A 17,765-nucleotide genomic window follows, 5' to 3' on the forward strand; every position below is an offset into this window, starting at 1 on the left:
CTATCCCTGATAATAACAAAGCAAACTACACTTATTGCAATACTATCGCTCATTGAGCCAAGCAATAAGTAACCATTATGATTTTACACGGCACATCAATCTCACCTTCCGTTCGCAAAATAATGTTAGCGCTCAATTACAAAGGTCTTCGTTACGAACTCCAGCCTCTTAATCCCTATATCGAAAAAGAACTGGCACACAAACGGCATCCAATGGGAAAAGTGCCCGTTCTTGAGCATGACAAATTAACGATTATAGATTCAACCGTTATTGCGCATTATTTAGATGACGTCTATCCCATTCCGCCCTTGTATCCCGGCAATGCTCACCAACGCGCTCAAATACGTTGGCTCGAATCTTATGCAGCAACGAGAGTAAGCGCTTTAATTGGAGGCGTATTATTTTACCAAAAAGTATTGCGTCAAAAAATACAGAATAAAACCTGTGATGAAGAAGCGGTTGAGCAATGCTTAACCCATCATCTTCCAGACGTACTGCATTACCTTAATCAACAAATTCCGCACCAAGGCTATGTCAGCGACCATTTTTCAATTGCAGAAATCAGTTTATGGAGTGTATTTCGCAGCGGGTGGATGAGTGGGCTACGTTTACAGCCTCACTATCCACAGTTACATGCTTATCTACAACGGATAGAGCTTGAACCATGGATCGCAAATTTTATCGCAGAAGAAGATCATCAATTACAAGATTTTTATTGTGAACCTATGATTTTACCCCATTCACCGACATGATCATTGCAGCTGATCATTACAGTTGATCATGATCAAAACGGGCAATCTCATTATCATCCATTACGGTATCTTGCCTTATCTCGAATCCATCAATGGTGAAGTCTTGTTTAAATTCTGCTTTGGATTTAAATTTAATCTCACCACCAGCAGCTACCGTCATATGGTCGGCATTCATATTATGTCGTGATTGATACAACATGACGGCTTGCTGTGCATTGTCACGTAACTGCGGTGTTAATACTGAACCATCAAGCCATTTACCGGTTTCAACTGCAGTTAACATACGCTGATAAATCTCAGGCGTCATTGCTACTAATAATTGATTAATATCCATATTTTATTATCTCCTTCTTTCATCACTGTTAGATGATACGTATCACTCACGCATCAAAAAAATATATCACTGAATCACATTACCTTAGCTTACTAAAAACAAGTCGTTTACAAAACAAACTATAATGTTAAATTTAAACGTCTATCGCTTATGAGTTCAGCTTTTGGCCATTGTCTCCTTACCTCAGGCTACCACACCTCGTTATAATGCATGCCGTATTATGGCCATCATATTAGTGCCATTCTTACTCAGCGGTTGCTTTGATCGTTATCGATCAACGGAAAGCTTATGTAACGATAATCTCAGCTTATGCCAAGCATTAAATCTTAATGATGGACAATGTCGAATCCAACGTACCAACCTAATATGGCAACGCTATACCACCTTGCAAGATCCCATCGATAAACAAAAATTTAAAGAATTAAAATTAACTAAAGAATATCAATTCTGTCTTGAATATGCGGCAATCATTGAACCTACAGAATTAAAGCAACGAAAAACCAAACGGATACAAGCGCTATATCATAGCTATGAAAGTATTGAGCGACTCAACCAAGAATTACGCCTATCTCAAGATCCACATATTATTTATTATCGTTGGAGCCAAGGCGATCACATTGCTAAACAACAATTTCTCGCGCTTGAAGGCAATAAAAAACTGGAACACCCTAACTTACAATTAGCACTTGCGGGTTATTATATTAGAAAAAACAAAACCAAAACGCTGCATATATTGCATCACAGCCTTAGTCTTTATAAGACCAACGATGATATTAATATCAATATATTACATTCGCTTGCGACATTATATTACCAACAAAAAAACATCGGTTCAGCATATGTATGGGTAAAGGTCGCTGCTAACTATCAACAAAAGAAGCAACAACAAACGACACGCTCTACCATTAAAAATAAATTTAACTTAACGGATAACGAGCGACAAAGATTAGACATAATCGCATTTCAAATAATTGCAGCATTAAAAAGTGGGCAATATAAACGAACAGAAATTATCGCCCAACTTCAATAATCACAACAACTATCCACCATGTTCAAGAATGATGAACAGACAAATCTGCACGCTTAATCATTAACTGAAAAGTCATCCGCTGAAAAAAGCAGTGAGATTGAATTAACACAAAACCGTTCACCCGTTGACGGAGGCCCATCAGGGAAAATATGCCCTAAATGGCTATCACATTGTGAACAGCGAATTTCAGTACGTGCCATGCCATGGCTATCATCGTCTAAATAGCGCACACATTTTGTCGTGATTGGCGCATCAAAACTTGGCCATCCACAACCAGAATCATATTTATTAGTAGAAGCAAATAAATATTGACCACAACAAGTACAACTATAAATACCTGTCTCACGGTTATGTAATAGTGTGCCACTAAAGGGCGCTTCAGTTGCTTGCTGTCTACATACCTGATAAGCCTCAGCAGATAGTTTATCTTGCCAATACAAATCGTCTTTTTTATTCATTCTCCACCTCCTTTGTTTACTAATTTCGATAATCGTAATAATTATATTTGCTATTTAGAGCCACTGTACCACATACTTCTTGTGCAAAAAGTCACATAAACTCAAAACCGATTTTTAGCTTTTGTTAATATGAATAAAAGTTAACAGTTACGGTGACGGTAATTTAAACAACTTTTGTACAAATTACCGTCGTTGTAGTGGAAATGTAAAAAATATCCGAACTTTTTTTTGACCTTAAGCAATTTAAACGATTTTTTTGCTTGCAGGCTTACAAAGGATTCTGTAATTTTACTACCAGTTATATTTCATTAGAAATTAAGTTGTGGAGCAAACTGTAATGACAATCAAAGTAGGTATTAACGGTTTTGGCCGTATCGGTCGTTTTGTTTTCCGTGCAGCGCAAGAGCGCACTGACATCGAAGTTGTTGGTATCAACGACCTAATCGACGTTGAATACATGGCATACATGCTTAAGTACGACTCAACTCACGGCCGTTTCAACGGTACTGTTGAAGTTGAAGGCGGTAACTTAATCGTTAACGGTAAAACTGTACGTGTAACTGCTGAGCGTAACCCTGAAGATCTTAAGTGGGATGCAATCAACGTTGACGTAGTAGCTGAAGCAACTGGCCTGTTCCTAACAGACGAGACTGCACGTAAGCACATCACAGCTGGCGCTAAGAAAGTTGTTCTAACTGGCCCATCTAAAGATGCAACTCCTATGTTCGTAATGGGTGTTAACGATTCAACTTACGCTGGTCAAGATATCGTTTCTAACGCTTCTTGTACTACTAACTGTCTAGCGCCTATCGCTAAAGTTCTTAACGACAACTTCGGTATCGTTTCTGGTCTTATGACAACAGTTCACGCAACTACAGCAACTCAAAAAACTGTAGATGGTCCTTCAGCTAAAGACTGGCGTGGCGGTCGTGGTGCTTCTCAGAACATCATCCCATCATCAACTGGTGCTGCTAAAGCAGTAGGCGTTGTTCTTCCAGAAATCAACGGCAAACTAACTGGTATGGCTTTCCGCGTACCAACTGCTAACGTTTCTGTAGTTGACCTAACAGTTAACCTAGAAAAAGGTGCTTCTTACGCAGCTATCTGTGCTGCAATGAAAGCTGCATCAGAAGGCGAACTAAAAGGCATTCTTGGTTACACTGAAGATGCAGTTGTTTCTACTGACTTCAACGGCGACACTCGCACTTCAATCTTTGATGCTGCAGCTGGTATCGCACTTAACGATAACTTCGTTAAAGTTGTATCTTGGTACGACAACGAAATCGGTTACTCAAACAAAGTTCTAGACCTAATCGCTCATATCTCTAAGTAATGTAGCAATTAGCTGACTTTCTTTGAAAGCAGATAGTAAGAAGCGACGCTTAAGGGTGTCGCTTTTTTTATACCTAAAATATAGCTAATAATGCAGTATAGTCACTCATGATTATAAACTCACATGTGATAACACCAATAATTCACACCTCTTATTCCTAGCCCATGAAATATAACGATCAAAAATGTCACAAAAATTACAAATAAATCTTAATATTCTTTGATACTTTAAAACGAAAAATAAGTTTTCATGTTTATATTTTTAGCCTGTATATAGCCAAAAACATAAACATGGGCGCTTTCGCCACCTCACATTAAGGAAAAGAAGATGGATTTACGTCAACTTTCGACAATCAATGCATTATCTGATGCTGTTACCGTATGCGAATATCAAGGCGTGAAGGTTATTCGTGTCATTCACCCAATGGTAGAAGCCGGAATTTCACTTCATGGTGGTCATTTACTTTGGTTCAAACCTGCCGGTGAAAAAGATGTGATCTGGTTGAGCGAAAAAGCTGAGTTTGATATAACAAAAGCAGTTCGTGGCGGGATTCCAGTCTGCTGGCCATGGTTTGGTAAAGCCGCAGTACCATCACATGGATTTGCTCGTACGAGTGAATGGACGTTATCACAACACCGTGAAAATGATAACGGTGTTATTGTTACTTTAACCCTTGAAGATAACCAAGATACACGCTCAATTTGGCCGCATAAATTCCATAATCAAATGACGTTTGAAATGAGTGCTGAACTTAATGTTAGCTTAACATCAACCAATACTGATACTCATCCTTGGTCATATGGGGGTGCATTACACACTTACTTTAACATTGCTGATATCAATGCCGTTTCAGTTACTGGCATGGGCGCTGAATATTTAGATAGTACTCAGGCAGGAAAAATATGTCATGGTAATGATACCTTAACATTCAATACTGAAACTGATCGTGTTTATACTCACCCTCAGCCAACAATTACAATTAATGACCAAGATAATCAACGTACTATTTTAGTAACGAATCAAGGTAATAACGCAGCTGTTATTTGGAATCCTTGGCAAGAGTTATCGATTAACATGGGTGACATGGCAAATAACAGCTTTGAAACCATGGTGTGTGTAGAATCAACGATTCATACTCCAACCATAGAATTACAGCCAGGACAAACACATACGCTTTCAACTCGTATTGCCGTTCAACGCTAATGTAAAACAACGGATCACTAGTAAGTTATTTCAGCTTGCTAGTGACGTTATGCCAGCATAGAGCCCGTTGATTCAATCAGTACCCAACCGTTGCCATCGGGATCATTGAAAGTCGCAAATCGCCCTTCCATCATCGTAATAATTTCAGACAACGCAACCCCTCGACCTGTTAGTTCCTGATGCGTTGATTGAATATCATAGGTTTGAACCACCAAACCTTGTATACCTCCCGCCTCCATTCCTGCAAATGGTTTCACTAAGCTGATCGTCGTTTCTGCCCCTTTAGGTACCAGTTGTACCCATCGTGTTTGTTGACTCTCAGCATGATCTCTAATCAATTCAAAACCTAGTACATCACGATAAAATTGCAGCGCCTGATTTTGATCAGAGACAGGAATCGATACCGTATCGACACGACAAATAGCCATAGCATCTTGCTCCACATTTTAAAAACAATATCAAACATCACCTATTGAGATTAAGTCAGCAGCAACACTTTTGTAAAAAAAACAAAATTTCTGGCGTAAATTCTTACAATTTTTGATTTACTCTTGAACCTAAGACAGAGCAAAAAAATACCCTAATGACAAAAAAACACAATAAAACCACCATGAACATAAATTTTGAATTATTACTTCAAAATTTGCTAATTAACCAGATATAAGAGCCAATAAGAATGTAAATATAAGCATTTTAAACCTAGTGATAAAACCATCAATTAAAATATAAAAAACAAACACATATAAATAATTTTTGCAACAATTTAACTTGCGAAACCCCAGTAATTCAAGGATAGTGATTGATATCGGTTATTTAATCGGCAGTTATATTCTCATTCTTCAAAAGATATTTATTTACCAATCAGTAACTCTGCAATACAAAGTGATAAGTTCAGACTAGGCTTAAGTAAGTAAGCAATGCAAAAACATCATGTTTTTCATTAGTTACTCTTAAATATAAGAACGATTCAGGGGGCATACTATGAGTATTTTTGACCACTATCGTCAGCGCTACGAAGAAGCTAAAGACGAAGAGCTTTCATTACAACAATTCCTTGATATCTGTAAAGACGATCGAAGTTCTTACGTCAATGCAGCAGAGCGTCTTCTAATGGCTATTGGCGAGCCAGAAATGATAGATACAGCACAAGATCCACATCTTAGTCGCTTATTTTCAAACCGCGTCATATCACGTTACGACACCTTTAAAGATTTTTATGGCATGGAAGAAGCCATTGAACAAATTGTGTCTTACCTTAAACACGCAGCACAGGGGCTCGAAGAGCGTAAACAGATCTTATACTTATTAGGTCCAGTAGGTGGTGGTAAATCATCCCTCGCTGAAAAGCTAAAAAGTTTAATGCAAAAAGTGCCTATTTATATTCTCACAGCCAATGGTGAGCGTAGCCCTGTAAACGATCATCCTTTCTGTTTGTTTGATAAACAAGAAGATGGCGGACTACTTAAAGATGAATATGGCATTCCTGGGCGCTATCTTAATAGCATTATGTCGCCATGGGCAGCCAAACGACTGCATGAATTCGGTGGTGATATCACCCAATTTAAAGTGATCAAAGTTCGTCCTTCAATTCTTGATCAGGTCGGTATAGCTAAAACTGAGCCCGGTGATGAAAACAATCAAGATATTTCATCATTAGTCGGTAAAGTTGATATTCGTCAGCTTGAGCATTTCTCTCAAGACGACCCTGATGCTTATAGTTATTCTGGTGCCTTATGTAAAGCTAACCAAGGCTTAATGGAATTCGTTGAGATGTTTAAAGCACCATTAAAAGTGCTGCATCCATTATTGACGGCGACACAGGAAGGTAACTATAACGGTACCGAAGGGTTATCTGCATTACCATTTGATGGCATGATTTTAGCGCACTCAAATGAATCAGAATGGCAAACATTCCGAAATAATAAGACTAACGAGGCCTTCTTAGATCGCGTCTATATCGTTAAAGTACCTTATTGCTTACGTGTCTCTGAAGAAATGCGTATTTACGAAAAACTATTACAAAACAGTGAGCTATCATCAGCACCATGCTCACCTAGTACCCTAGAGATTTTAGCGCGTTTCACTGTGCTATCGCGTCTTAAAGAGCCTGAAAATTCCAGCGTGTATTCAAAAATGCGGGTTTATGATGGTGAAACACTCAAAGATACCGATCCTAAAGCAAAATCATATCAAGAGTACCGTGATTACGCCGGTGTTGATGAAGGTATGAATGGATTATCAACCCGTTTTGCCTTTAAGATCCTATCACGGGTATTTAACTTTGATCATGCTGAAGTTGCGGCTAACCCCGTTCATCTTTTCTACGTGCTTGAACAACAAATTGAGCGTGAACAATTCCCGCAAGATATTGCAGAGAAATACCTTGAACACCTTAAAGGCTTCTTAACCCCTAAATATGTTGAGTTTATTGGTAAGGAAATTCAAACAGCCTACCTTGAGTCTTATTCAGAGTATGGCCAAAACATCTTTGATCGTTATGTAAGCTATGCTGACTTCTGGATCCAAGATCAAGAATACCGAGATCCCGATACTGGCCAATTATTTGATCGTTCTGCACTTAATAACGAACTGGAAAAAATTGAGAAACCAGCGGGCATCAGTAATCCAAAAGATTTCCGTAATGAAATCGTTAATTTTGTCCTTCGTGCACGTGCCAATAATGCAGGTACAAATCCAAATTGGACCAGCTATGAAAAACTACGCACTGTGATTGAGAAGAAAATGTTCTCAAACACCGAAGAACTGTTACCGGTTATTTCCTTTAATGCAAAAACCTCAACCGATGAGCAGAAAAAACATGATGATTTTGTCGCTCGAATGATGGAAAAAGGCTATACCCGTAAACAAGTTCGCTTATTGTCTGAATGGTACTTACGCGTGCGTAAGTCGTCGTAACCAACTGACAACAAAGGGGGGATACTATGGCACATTTTATTGATCGAAGGCTCAACGGTAAAAATAAGAGCACCGTCAATCGCCAACGTTTTTTACGTCGTCATAAACAGCGGATCAAAGAGTCTATTGCTGACGCAGTAAATAAACGTTCGATTACTGATGTCGATAGTGGTGAGGATATAACCATCCCCTCTCGCGACATTAGCGAACCAATATTTCATCAAGGTAAAGGTGGACAACGAGAAGTCGTCCACCCAGGTAATGACCAATTTAGCCCTGGTGATCGCATTGAACGTCCACAAGGTGGTGGCGGTCAAGGAGGCGCGGGAGAAGGTCAAGCAAGTCCTGATGGAGACGGTCAAGATGATTTTGTCTTCCAAATATCGAAAGATGAATACCTTGATTTATTATTTGAAGATTTAGAACTGCCGAACTTACAAAAAAATGCGATTAATCAGCTTGTCGAATGGAAAACATTCCGGGCAGGTTATAAATCACAAGGCGTACCGTCAAATATTGCCATCGTAAAGTCATTGCAAAATTCACTCGCAAGACGAACAGCAATGACAGCTGGTAAGCGTCGTAAAGTACGAGAGCTTGAACAAGCACTTGAACTATTATTTACAACTGAACCAGCTCAACCGTTTGAAGAAGAACGGATTAAACAAGAAATTGATGGACTACGGAAAAAAATTAATCGTACTCCGTTTATTGATACGTTTGATTTACGGTATAAGAACTACGAGCGTCGCCCACAACCATCAAGCCAAGCGGTTATGTTTTGTTTAATGGACGTATCAGGCTCAATGGATCAAGCAACCAAAGATATTGCTAAACGGTTTTATATCTTACTTTATTTATTTTTAAACCGTACTTACAAAAATGTTGAAGTGGTGTTTATTCGTCACCATACCCAAGCCAAAGAAGTGGATGAGCATGAGTTTTTCTACTCTCAAGAAACCGGTGGCACGATAGTTTCTAGTGCATTAAAAATGATGCATGACATCGTTAAACAACGCTATCGCCCTGAAGAGTGGAATATTTATGCAGCACAAGCATCAGACGGCGATAATTGGGCTGATGACTCTCCAGGCTGTCGTGAATTACTGGATAAACACATACTTCCGGTAACACGTTATTACTCATACATTGAAATTACTCGCCGAGCACACCAAACCTTATGGCGAGAGTATGAGGCTTTGCATAGCAGCCATGAAAATTTTGCAATGCAAAACATTAAAACTGTTGATGATATTTTTCCTGTATTTAGGGAATTATTTAAAAAACAAGTCAGTTAAATTAACGCCACTCCATGGTAAGAAACATAATCGGCACAGTCATAAACTTTGTGCCGATTTATGCCAACTTATCAGTCAACGAGTGGACAAACATGGGGAGATTGAGTGATGGCAATAATGACAACAACAAAACCACTCAGTGATGGACCAGATTGGACTTTTGATTTACTTGAACAATACCACGTTGAAATTAAACGTGTAGCTGCACACTATCGCCTTGATACTTACCCAAATCAAATTGAAGTTATCACTGCCGAACAAATGATGGATGCCTATTCCAGTATCGGTATGCCGATCAACTACCACCACTGGTCATTTGGTAAACGCTTTATTGAAACAGAACGAGGCTACAAACATGGTCAGATGGGCTTAGCCTATGAGATCGTGATCAATTCAGATCCTTGTATCGCTTATCTAATGGAAGAGAACACCATTACTATGCAAGCCCTCGTAATGGCGCATGCCTGTTATGGACATAATTCTTTCTTCAAGGGCAATTATCTTTTTAAAACATGGACTGATGCTAGCTCTATTATTGATTATCTGTTATTTGCTCGTAAATATATTACTGAATGCGAAGAAAAGTACGGTGTTGATGATGTAGAGAAATTACTCGATTCTTGTCATGCACTTATGAATTACGGCGTTGATCGCTACAAGCGACCTCAAAAAATATCGTTAGTTGAAGAAACCGCACGCCAAAAAGCCCGAGAAGATTACCTCCAATCCCAAGTAAACTCGTTATGGCGAACCATTCCACAACACCAAGCAAAAGAAGCGGTGCATGAAGAGCAACGTTTTCCTATTGATCCTCAAGAAAACATTCTGTATTTCTTTGAAAAACACGCGCCATTACTTGAGCCGTGGCAGCGAGAATTAGTCCGTATCGTTCGCAAAGTTAGTCAATATTTTTACCCCCAAAAACAAACCCAAGTAATGAACGAAGGCTGGGCAACATTTTGGCATTACACGATTTTGAATCACCTTTATGATGATGGGTTAGTCACTGATAGATTCATCATGGAATTTCTACACAGTCATACTAACGTTGTCGCCCAACCGGAATATAATAGCCCCTATTACAGCGGAATTAATCCGTATGCATTAGGCTTTGCTATGTTCCAAGACATACGACGTATTTGTGAAAACCCTACTGATGAAGATAAATATTGGTTCCCTGATATTGCAGGATCTGATTGGCTTGAGACATTACATTTTGCGATGGAAAACTTTAAAGATGAGAGTTTTATTAGTCAATTCTTATCACCGAAGTTAATGCGTGATTTTAAACTGTTTGCGGTGAACGATGATGATCGCCATAACTATGTCGAAGTCAGTGCAATCCATAACGAAGAAGGCTATCGCGCTATTCGTGAAAAATTATCATCACAATATAATCTCAGTAATAATGAGCCTAATTTACAAGTTTGGAATGTCGCTTTACGCGGAGACCGTTCACTGACATTACGCTATATTCCTCATAACCGTATCCCTCTCGCGGAGAGTCATACTGAGGTCATCAAACATTTACATCGACTATGGGGCTTTAACGTTACCCTCGAAGAAGAATTGCCTGATGGTCGAGGGAAAATTATTGCAACCTGCCCTGCCAATACACAATATAATACTGATATATAATACAGAAATAAAAAGCACCCATAACAAAACGGGGAACCAACATAACGTTGATTCCCCGTTTTAATTATTTCAAAAAACAGTGACTATTACTGTTCTTCTTCATATAAATACTTAGAGATCTTAACGCGATGGGTATACCAAATCGCACCAGTTTCTCGGCCATATTTTTTAATACGATCCGCGACTAATTCTGCTTGATGATCATCACAACATGCTTGTAAGTCACTATAAAAATCAAGTGCTAATTGGCATGCTTCAGGATTCATAAAGTAATAGCCGCCAACGCGAGTATAAATCTTACGTAATCCATTTATTGTCAGCACATAAAGCGTGTTACCTGATTTCCCGGCCATACCTTGAAATAAGCGGTAATCATAATAGTTAAAAGCGCGTGCTCGACAAATTTCCTCACATAACTGAGGATCACTCTTACCGTATTTATCAACGATTTTCTTTACTTCTTGGAGTAACTGTAATCGATCGTCACTATTTTCAATAAACTCAGCAAAACTCTCAGCCGCTAATAATCGCTGACATGATTCAATAACATGTTGAATTAATTCGCTGGAGTTTTCTGGATTACCTTTGACAGCATAGCGCATAAAAACACTACTGATATCCGTACGAGCCGCTAATAAATCAGCCAATACTCGTTGGACATCCTGTCCATCCAATGTGATTAACGTATCTAAAATGCTTAAACCTGAGGTATCCATGTAATTATTTACACGGGTCGGTTTACCATGTTGAATCGTTAGCCAGCCATCTCGCGCTAAACGCTGTAATACTTCACGTAATGTTGTTCGCGTTACGCCAATAAGTTCTGAAAGTTCACGTTCAGCAGGAAGAATCGAGCCCTGAGGAAAGTGATTATTCCAGATACTTTCAATAATGTATTTCTCAGCAAACGTCGCTGGGCTATCAGCCTTAATAACCATCTAAGTTCAATCCAATTCGCTTCTTGCTTATGTTATTTATTAACACTCATCATACCACTAGTTGTTCAATAGCTGAAATCTAGTACACAAGTCTGACACTAAGCAGATAGATATGTACAAAAATAAACCATCTATACCTATAAAGGCCGATATAGTTGCATTATTTTATCATGAAGCAATATTTAGCCTTCAGAATTCTGTATATTATCACGCTAATGTCTTAGGTATCACCCTCAGTTTGTGATGAAAATGTCATGATAACTTTACATATATGTGTATACGGTTGACTAATAAAATTCAATCAGTAGAGTTGTCATTAACAAACTGGGAGCAAATGGATGCTGCTGCCTGCTTTAAGTTAAATATCATCATTGGTTATTTATGGTGTTTATCTTAAAGAGCTTATCACCACTGAAAATTTTTAGCATGATGCGATTAATTAGCAGTTGATTAGTGCTAGCAAGCAATTAGTGCCATTTCATACCTTCAATTTGCACTAATAATAAGAGATTTAAACATGGCTATATCGCTAGGGAATGCCTTTATTAAAAATTTTTTAGGGAAGGCACCTGACTGGTACAAGATTGCAATCATTTCTTTTCTTATCATTAATCCTTTGGTTTTCTTTCTCGTCGATCCTTTTGTCGCTGGCTGGTTACTCGTTGTAGAGTTTATCTTTACGCTGGCAATGGCGCTTAAATGTTATCCCCTACAACCTGGTGGTTTACTTGCTATTGAAGCCGTTGCCATCGGTATGACCAGTGCTGAACAAGTGAAACACGAACTTGTAGCAAATATCGAAGTATTATTACTGTTGGTATTTATGGTCGCTGGCATCTACTTCATGAAGCAACTGTTACTGTTTATTTTTACCAAAATATTAATAAGCATTAAATCTAAAACACTGCTTTCTCTCGCTTTTTGTGTCATGGCGGCTTTTCTATCCGCATTTCTTGATGCACTAACCGTTATTGCTGTGGTAATTAGCGTAACGGTTGGCTTTTATAGCATTTATCATAAAGTTGCGTCAGGACAAGATCCTAATACGAACCATGATCATACCGATGATGATCATGTTCAAGACCTCAGCCGTGATGATCTTGAAAACTACCGCGCCTTTTTACGCAGCTTATTAATGCATGCCGGTGTGGGTACCGCACTTGGTGGTGTAATGACGATGGTCGGTGAACCACAAAACTTAATCATTGCCGACCAAGCGGGTTGGCAGTTCGGTGAGTTTATTATTCGTATGTCACCCGTCACCATCCCTGTTTTTATTTGTGGCCTCTGTACTTGTGCATTGGTTGAAAAATTCAAAGTTTGTGGTTACGGTGCCCAACTACCTGACAATGTTCGTACCATTTTGGTTGATTTAGATAACGAAGAGCGCAAACGCCGTACTAACCTTGATTATGCAAAATTTATCGTCCAAGGCATTATTGCGGTTTGGCTTATCGTTGGTCTGGCGATGCACTTAGCCGCTGTAGGATTAATTGGTTTAACGGTCATCATTTTTGCAACAGCATTTACGGGGATCACCGAAGAGCATGCATTAGGCAAAGCCTTTGAAGAGGCGTTACCTTTTACGGCTTTATTAGCGGTGTTTTTCTCAGTGGTTGCGGTGATTATTGATCAACAATTATTTACACCGATTATCAGTTGGGTATTAACCCTTGAAGGTAGCTCGCAATTAACGATGTTCTATATTGCTAATGGCTTATTATCGATGGTATCGGATAACGTTTTTGTCGGTACGGTATACATCAATGAAGTTAAAACCGCATTAATCAATGGTGTCATCGATCGTAATCAGTTTGATATGTTAGCTGTTGCTATTAATACTGGTACAAACCTACCTTCTGTAGCGACACCCAATGGTCAAGCAGCCTTCTTATTTGTATTAACATCTGCGCTAGCACCACTTATTCGTCTCTCTTATGGACGTATGGTGTATATGGCCTTACCTTATACTATCGTATTAACATTTGTCGGCTTAGCGGGTATTGAATTATTATTGGTACCAATGACAGATTGGTTCTATAGCATGGGCTGGTTAACTCAAGGAGCAATCGATGCGGCGGCATTAGCGCCAGCTGTTGGCCATTAAAATAACCGAACCCACTTAATGACGATTTACTTATATCAAGAGCTATGATTGAATAACACTCGTTAATAAGTACCGTATACATTTTCAAGGCCCTGATGTTCAGGGCTTTGTTTTATCCAGTTAGTCATTAGAGTACCAATAATGCAAGTGCTTAATTCTTTTTCAAAAACACGTTTAGCCTGGTTGTTACTACTACTATCCATTATTTTCTTTGAAAGCTCTGCGCTCTTTTTCGAGCATGTCATGAAACTCGCACCCTGTGTAATGTGTGTTTATGAACGTGTTGCGATGATGGGGATTGGTATTGCCGCTCTAATTGGTCTACTCGCACCTAAAAATAGCGTATTTCGCTGGTTAGGTTTAGCAGGATGGGGTTATGGTGCGTTCCGTGGCGCAGAATTGGCCTACCAACATGTCGGTTTTCAATTTAATCCGTCACCCTTTGCTACTTGTGATTTATTTGTATCGTTCCCTTCTTGGGCACCATTAAACCATTGGGTTCCATGGATGTTTGAAGCCTATGGTGATTGTGCCAAAGTGGTATGGACCTTCCTTGACCTCTCAATGCCACAATGGCTAGTAATTATTTTTGCTGCCAACCTTATAGTATGGGCAGTGATGGTTATCGCACAATTTTTTGGTAACAAGCGTTAAATTGCCGCATCAGAATAGAAAATAAAACATAAAAAAGCGAAGCTCAATGCTTCGCTTTTTTGATCATGCAATCTACGCTACATCAATAATTTTACACTTCAGTGTGACTCTTCAACGCAATATGATCATGTAACGCTGTGATAATAGGATAGTCAGCAGCACAAAACTGATAATTTCCTAATTGTGCCAATGAAACCCATGCCATTTGTTGATGGCTATTTAATTGAATCTCACCTTGCTGCCAATGGGATAAATAGCCTTTAAGCTCAACAATTTTATCTCCGTAATCAAATACGCTATCAGCTAACCATAGCCCAGTTACGGTTCGAATAGCCAACTCTTCATATAACTCACGTTCAAGCGCCAGAGAAGGAGTCTCACCGACTTCAATTTTTCCACCAGGAAACTCCCACAAACCACCCTGTGTTGCATTATCAAACCGTTGTGCAATAAGATAATCACCTTGCTTTTCAATCACACCAGCAACCACAATCAAACGTAGCTTACTTGCTGACATTACAACGTTTTACCACAACATTGTTTGAATTTTTTACCACTTTCACACACGCATGGATCGTTACGTCCAATACCTTTAAATGGATTAATTGCCTGTGCGCCTGAACCAATTTGCAATTGATCAGCAGCCATCATCACTTCCGTTAGCATCAACGGTAATTGTGAATACAACTCACTTGGCGCTGGCATACCAACCATGCCCGCTTGTTCCATTTGAGCTAACGTTTCGGCTTCATCCTCCAACAACATTAAAGTGGTTAATAATGCTGACAACATTCGCATAGTGCCATCTGATACAGTTTGCTCTTCCCAATTCGGCTCAATGAATATCCATACTGCTAAGAATCCTTCAGCAAATTGACGTAATGCACTCTGATTACTGCCATCTTGTTGCCAAATCAAACTCTCGGGTAATTGGTATTCACCCGCTTTTACCATGCGATATTGCATTTCAAAATGATTAAAAATCGGCATTTTATCTGCATCATCAACCATCACTACAGCAACATCATCACCGCCACCATTCATTAAAACGGGTAACCACACTTCTGGCTCCATTGGCTTTGGGTTAGCGTTTGCAGCAAATAAAGCGCCTTCAATAAAAGCAGCTGACATACCTTGCCAGTGTGATGGTAGCGTCATTAATGTGTTCATTCGATGTCCTAGTTAATTCTTTTGATTCATTTTAGCGATATTATACGTCGAATATGCGTGACAACAGCCATTACTGCACCATAAATCCCCCCAATGATTGAAATTTGATGCACTTAAAAGCAAATTAGATAAAAATACGCTATTTATAGTCTCTGACTTATTATGATGGATACACTTATGTCACCCCATTCACTGAATGCGATTATTGCTGGGGCCAGCGGCTTAGTCGGTACTGAGCTATTACATCAATTACTCGATCACCCTCGTTTTAATAATATCTACGCCCTGACTCGTCGCCCATTACCTTTTCATAGTAAGAGATTACATCAAATTATAGACAGTCAATTACGTATTATTGCTTGGGAAAACGAGCAGCCAGTACCTGAATATGGTTTTATTTGTTTAGGCACCACCAAAAAAAAAGCAGGCAGTAACCAAGCGCTTGAAGATATTGATGTTGATTTAGTCAAAAATGTCGCTATCACCATGAAAAATATTGGTGTAAAACACCTGATTGTCATATCAAGTTTAGGTGCGTGTAAACATTCACCCTCTCATTATTTACGCTGTAAAGGTAAAATGGAGCAGGCATTAACAGCATTAGCGTTTGAGCATTGTGTTTTTGTTCGCCCAGGTCCACTCAAAGGTGAGCGTAATAAACCCCGTAAAGATGAACTGGCTATTCAACGGATATTTGAAACTATTCACCCAATGATGATTGGTCCGCTGAAACACTTCACACCAATTCCAGCAGAAGATGTTGCTACAAGTATGGTCAAAATGGCCATCGCATGTGATAAGCACCACTTACAACCTATCACCATTATTTCGGGTCATCATCTACGCTCAATATAAAAACAAAGATGACAAATTATCCAACTCGCACTAGACTCTCGCCCCTTAGCGTATTTATAGAGTAGAGCAAACACCCCTATGCGAGTTATTTTAGGCCCGATGGAAGGCGTATTAGATCATCTAATGCGCGAGATGCTAACCGAAATTAATGACTACGATCTTTGCGTAACTGAATTTGTACGTATCATTGATAGCCTACTACCTAATAGTGTTTTCTATCGTTTATGTCCTGAATTACACCAAGGTGGAAAAACACGCTCCGGCACGCCCGTCCGCGTCCAATTATTAGGTCAATACCCACAATGGATGGCTGAAAATGCCCATCGTGCTTGTAACCTTGGTTCAGCAGGGATCGACATTAACTTTGGTTGTCCCGCCAAAGCGGTCAATAAAAGTCGCGGTGGTGCGGTGTTACTTAAAGAGCCGGAATTAATCTATCAAATTGTGAAAGCGACACGAGACGCGGTCAATCCAACTAAACCCGTGACGGCAAAAGTACGTTTAGGCTGGGATGATCCACAGCAGTGTTTTGAAATTGCCGATGCCATTGCTCAAGCAGGTGCTGATGAAATGGTTATTCATGCGCGTACAAAAGACGATGGTTATAAAGCAGAAACCATCAAATGGGATTACATTCGCCAGCTTCGCCAGCATGTAAAATTACCGATTATTGCCAATGGTGAAGTGTGGAACCATGCTGATGGTCAAGCCTGTTTAGCCGCAACCAATACTGATGCCTTAATGGTGTGTCGCGGCGCATTAAACTTACCCAACTTAGGTAATGTGGTTAAACATAACCAAGCCCCTATGACATGGGAACAAGTATTAGCGCTGCTATTAACCTATTCTCAATTTGAGATCAAAGGTGATAAAGGCTTATATTACCCAAATCGGGTTAAACAATGGTTTGCTTATCTGCGCCATCAATACCCACAAGCTAAAGAGTTATTTACTGATATTCGCTGTCTCAAAAAAGCAGCGCCAATTATTGAACGATTAGAACAAGCACAACAGCAATTATAACGACTACCAGTCACTCCCCTTTGTTAATCATAATGTTAGGGGAGTCCATTAGGCAA

General features: G+C 39.4%; 17 protein-coding genes. 11 read left to right on the forward strand and 6 right to left on the reverse strand.

What is annotated here, in order from left to right:
• The first annotated feature begins 77 nt into the window (after nucleotides 1–77).
• Nucleotides 78–752, forward strand: coding sequence for a glutathione S-transferase family protein (locus BTO21_RS07945; protein ID WP_045027735.1), 675 nt, complete (start codon nucleotides 78–80; stop codon nucleotides 750–752).
• A gap of 16 nt (nucleotides 753–768) precedes the next feature.
• On the opposite strand, the gene BTO21_RS07950 is transcribed toward BTO21_RS07945, so the two are convergent.
• A complete protein-coding gene (locus BTO21_RS07950) occupies nucleotides 769–1,086 on the reverse strand; it encodes a YeaC family protein (RefSeq protein WP_045027734.1) in 318 nt (105 codons plus the stop codon).
• 220 nt (nucleotides 1,087–1,306) lie between these two features.
• Here BTO21_RS07950 and BTO21_RS07955 point away from each other — a divergent pair, with 220 nt between their 5' ends.
• Nucleotides 1,307–2,116 (forward strand): DUF2989 domain-containing protein, encoded by an 810-nt coding sequence (locus BTO21_RS07955; RefSeq protein ID WP_045027863.1) that lies wholly within the window; start codon nucleotides 1,307–1,309, stop codon nucleotides 2,114–2,116.
• 53 nt (nucleotides 2,117–2,169) lie between these two features.
• Here the strand turns inward: BTO21_RS07955 and msrB are convergent, their stop codons facing one another.
• Entirely contained in the window at nucleotides 2,170–2,574 is a 405-nt protein-coding gene (gene msrB, locus BTO21_RS07960; RefSeq protein ID WP_045027732.1) for a peptide-methionine (R)-S-oxide reductase MsrB, read from the reverse strand.
• A 337-nt stretch (nucleotides 2,575–2,911) separates the two neighbouring features.
• Between msrB and gap the strand changes: the two genes are divergently transcribed.
• Together gap and BTO21_RS07970 are read left to right on the forward strand one after the other, a co-directional pair.
• Nucleotides 2,912–3,907: a type I glyceraldehyde-3-phosphate dehydrogenase gene (gene gap / locus BTO21_RS07965; protein ID WP_045027731.1), complete on the forward strand. Its 996-nt coding sequence runs from the start codon at nucleotides 2,912–2,914 to the stop codon at nucleotides 3,905–3,907.
• 327 nt (nucleotides 3,908–4,234) lie between these two features.
• A complete protein-coding gene (locus BTO21_RS07970; RefSeq protein WP_045027729.1) occupies nucleotides 4,235–5,110 on the forward strand; it encodes a D-hexose-6-phosphate mutarotase in 876 nt (291 codons plus the stop codon).
• 47 nt (nucleotides 5,111–5,157) lie between these two features.
• Here BTO21_RS07970 and BTO21_RS07975 read toward each other — a convergent pair whose 3' ends face one another.
• Complete coding sequence (locus BTO21_RS07975) at nucleotides 5,158–5,538, reverse strand: VOC family protein (protein ID WP_045027862.1); 381 nt, start codon at nucleotides 5,536–5,538, stop codon at nucleotides 5,158–5,160.
• A gap of 553 nt (nucleotides 5,539–6,091) precedes the next feature.
• Between BTO21_RS07975 and BTO21_RS07980 the strand changes: the two genes are divergently transcribed.
• The 3 genes from BTO21_RS07980 (at nucleotide 6,092) to BTO21_RS07990 (ending at nucleotide 10,962) form a co-directional block, all read left to right on the forward strand.
• Nucleotides 6,092–8,026, forward strand: coding sequence for a PrkA family serine protein kinase (locus BTO21_RS07980; protein ID WP_045027727.1), 1,935 nt, complete (start codon nucleotides 6,092–6,094; stop codon nucleotides 8,024–8,026).
• Nucleotides 8,027–8,052: 26 nt separating this feature from the next.
• Nucleotides 8,053–9,324 carry a YeaH/YhbH family protein gene (locus BTO21_RS07985; RefSeq protein ID WP_045027726.1) on the forward strand — a complete coding sequence of 424 codons (1,272 nt, stop codon included), beginning with the start codon at nucleotides 8,053–8,055 and terminating at the stop codon, nucleotides 9,322–9,324.
• A gap of 108 nt (nucleotides 9,325–9,432) precedes the next feature.
• Nucleotides 9,433–10,962 carry a SpoVR family protein gene (locus BTO21_RS07990; RefSeq protein ID WP_065193505.1) on the forward strand — a complete coding sequence of 510 codons (1,530 nt, stop codon included), beginning with the start codon at nucleotides 9,433–9,435 and terminating at the stop codon, nucleotides 10,960–10,962.
• Between the two features lie 86 nt (nucleotides 10,963–11,048).
• On the opposite strand, the gene fadR is transcribed toward BTO21_RS07990, so the two are convergent.
• Entirely contained in the window at nucleotides 11,049–11,900 is an 852-nt protein-coding gene (gene fadR, locus BTO21_RS07995; RefSeq protein ID WP_045027723.1) for a fatty acid metabolism transcriptional regulator FadR, read from the reverse strand.
• Between the two features lie 517 nt (nucleotides 11,901–12,417).
• On the opposite strand from fadR, the gene nhaB reads away from it, so the two are divergent.
• Complete coding sequence (nhaB, locus tag BTO21_RS08000) at nucleotides 12,418–14,007, forward strand: Na(+)/H(+) antiporter NhaB (protein WP_105026759.1); 1,590 nt, start codon at nucleotides 12,418–12,420, stop codon at nucleotides 14,005–14,007.
• Nucleotides 14,008–14,148: 141 nt separating this feature from the next.
• Complete coding sequence (dsbB, locus tag BTO21_RS08005) at nucleotides 14,149–14,661, forward strand: disulfide bond formation protein DsbB (protein ID WP_045027720.1); 513 nt, start codon at nucleotides 14,149–14,151, stop codon at nucleotides 14,659–14,661.
• 91 nt (nucleotides 14,662–14,752) lie between these two features.
• On the opposite strand, the gene BTO21_RS08010 is transcribed toward dsbB, so the two are convergent.
• Both BTO21_RS08010 and BTO21_RS08015 read right to left on the reverse strand, forming a co-directional pair.
• Entirely contained in the window at nucleotides 14,753–15,178 is a 426-nt protein-coding gene (locus BTO21_RS08010) for a (deoxy)nucleoside triphosphate pyrophosphohydrolase (RefSeq protein WP_045027718.1), read from the reverse strand.
• On the reverse strand, nucleotides 15,178–15,831 hold the full coding sequence (locus BTO21_RS08015) for a YecA/YgfB family protein (RefSeq protein WP_045027716.1): 654 nt from the start codon (nucleotides 15,829–15,831) through the stop codon (nucleotides 15,178–15,180). Before BTO21_RS08015 ends, BTO21_RS08010 begins: the two co-directional genes overlap by 1 nt.
• A gap of 177 nt (nucleotides 15,832–16,008) precedes the next feature.
• On the opposite strand from BTO21_RS08015, the gene BTO21_RS08020 reads away from it, so the two are divergent.
• Both BTO21_RS08020 and dusC read left to right on the forward strand, forming a co-directional pair.
• Nucleotides 16,009–16,686, forward strand: coding sequence for an NAD(P)H-binding protein (locus BTO21_RS08020; protein WP_045027715.1), 678 nt, complete (start codon nucleotides 16,009–16,011; stop codon nucleotides 16,684–16,686).
• 78 nt (nucleotides 16,687–16,764) lie between these two features.
• A complete protein-coding gene (gene dusC, locus BTO21_RS08025) occupies nucleotides 16,765–17,709 on the forward strand; it encodes a tRNA dihydrouridine(16) synthase DusC (RefSeq protein WP_045027713.1) in 945 nt (314 codons plus the stop codon).
• Nucleotides 17,710–17,765: the final 56 nt, after the last annotated feature.

The sequence above is a fragment of the Photobacterium phosphoreum genome (assembly GCF_002954725.1).
In the GTDB taxonomy this organism is placed as follows: Bacteria; Pseudomonadota; Gammaproteobacteria; order Enterobacterales; family Vibrionaceae; genus Photobacterium; species Photobacterium phosphoreum.

Bases quoted from the DNA above. Each gene is read 5' to 3' on its own strand.
- BTO21_RS07945 (WP_045027735.1), top strand. From the start codon at position 78: ATGATTTTACACGGCACATCAATCTCACCTTCCGTTCGCAAAATAATG.
- BTO21_RS07950 (WP_045027734.1), bottom strand. From the start codon at position 1,086: ATGGATATTAATCAATTATTAGTAGCAATGACGCCTGAGATTTATCAG.
- BTO21_RS07955 (WP_045027863.1), top strand. From the start codon at position 1,307: ATGGCCATCATATTAGTGCCATTCTTACTCAGCGGTTGCTTTGATCGT.
- msrB (WP_045027732.1), bottom strand. From the start codon at position 2,574: ATGAATAAAAAAGACGATTTGTATTGGCAAGATAAACTATCTGCTGAG.
- gap (WP_045027731.1), top strand. From the start codon at position 2,912: ATGACAATCAAAGTAGGTATTAACGGTTTTGGCCGTATCGGTCGTTTT.
- BTO21_RS07970 (WP_045027729.1), top strand. From the start codon at position 4,235: ATGGATTTACGTCAACTTTCGACAATCAATGCATTATCTGATGCTGTT.
- BTO21_RS07975 (WP_045027862.1), bottom strand. From the start codon at position 5,538: ATGGCTATTTGTCGTGTCGATACGGTATCGATTCCTGTCTCTGATCAA.
- BTO21_RS07980 (WP_045027727.1), top strand. From the start codon at position 6,092: ATGAGTATTTTTGACCACTATCGTCAGCGCTACGAAGAAGCTAAAGAC.
- BTO21_RS07985 (WP_045027726.1), top strand. From the start codon at position 8,053: ATGGCACATTTTATTGATCGAAGGCTCAACGGTAAAAATAAGAGCACC.
- BTO21_RS07990 (WP_065193505.1), top strand. From the start codon at position 9,433: ATGGCAATAATGACAACAACAAAACCACTCAGTGATGGACCAGATTGG.
- fadR (WP_045027723.1), bottom strand. From the start codon at position 11,900: ATGGTTATTAAGGCTGATAGCCCAGCGACGTTTGCTGAGAAATACATT.
- nhaB (WP_105026759.1), top strand. From the start codon at position 12,418: ATGGCTATATCGCTAGGGAATGCCTTTATTAAAAATTTTTTAGGGAAG.
- dsbB (WP_045027720.1), top strand. From the start codon at position 14,149: ATGCAAGTGCTTAATTCTTTTTCAAAAACACGTTTAGCCTGGTTGTTA.
- BTO21_RS08010 (WP_045027718.1), bottom strand. From the start codon at position 15,178: ATGTCAGCAAGTAAGCTACGTTTGATTGTGGTTGCTGGTGTGATTGAA.
- BTO21_RS08015 (WP_045027716.1), bottom strand. From the start codon at position 15,831: ATGAACACATTAATGACGCTACCATCACACTGGCAAGGTATGTCAGCT.
- BTO21_RS08020 (WP_045027715.1), top strand. From the start codon at position 16,009: ATGTCACCCCATTCACTGAATGCGATTATTGCTGGGGCCAGCGGCTTA.
- dusC (WP_045027713.1), top strand. From the start codon at position 16,765: ATGCGAGTTATTTTAGGCCCGATGGAAGGCGTATTAGATCATCTAATG.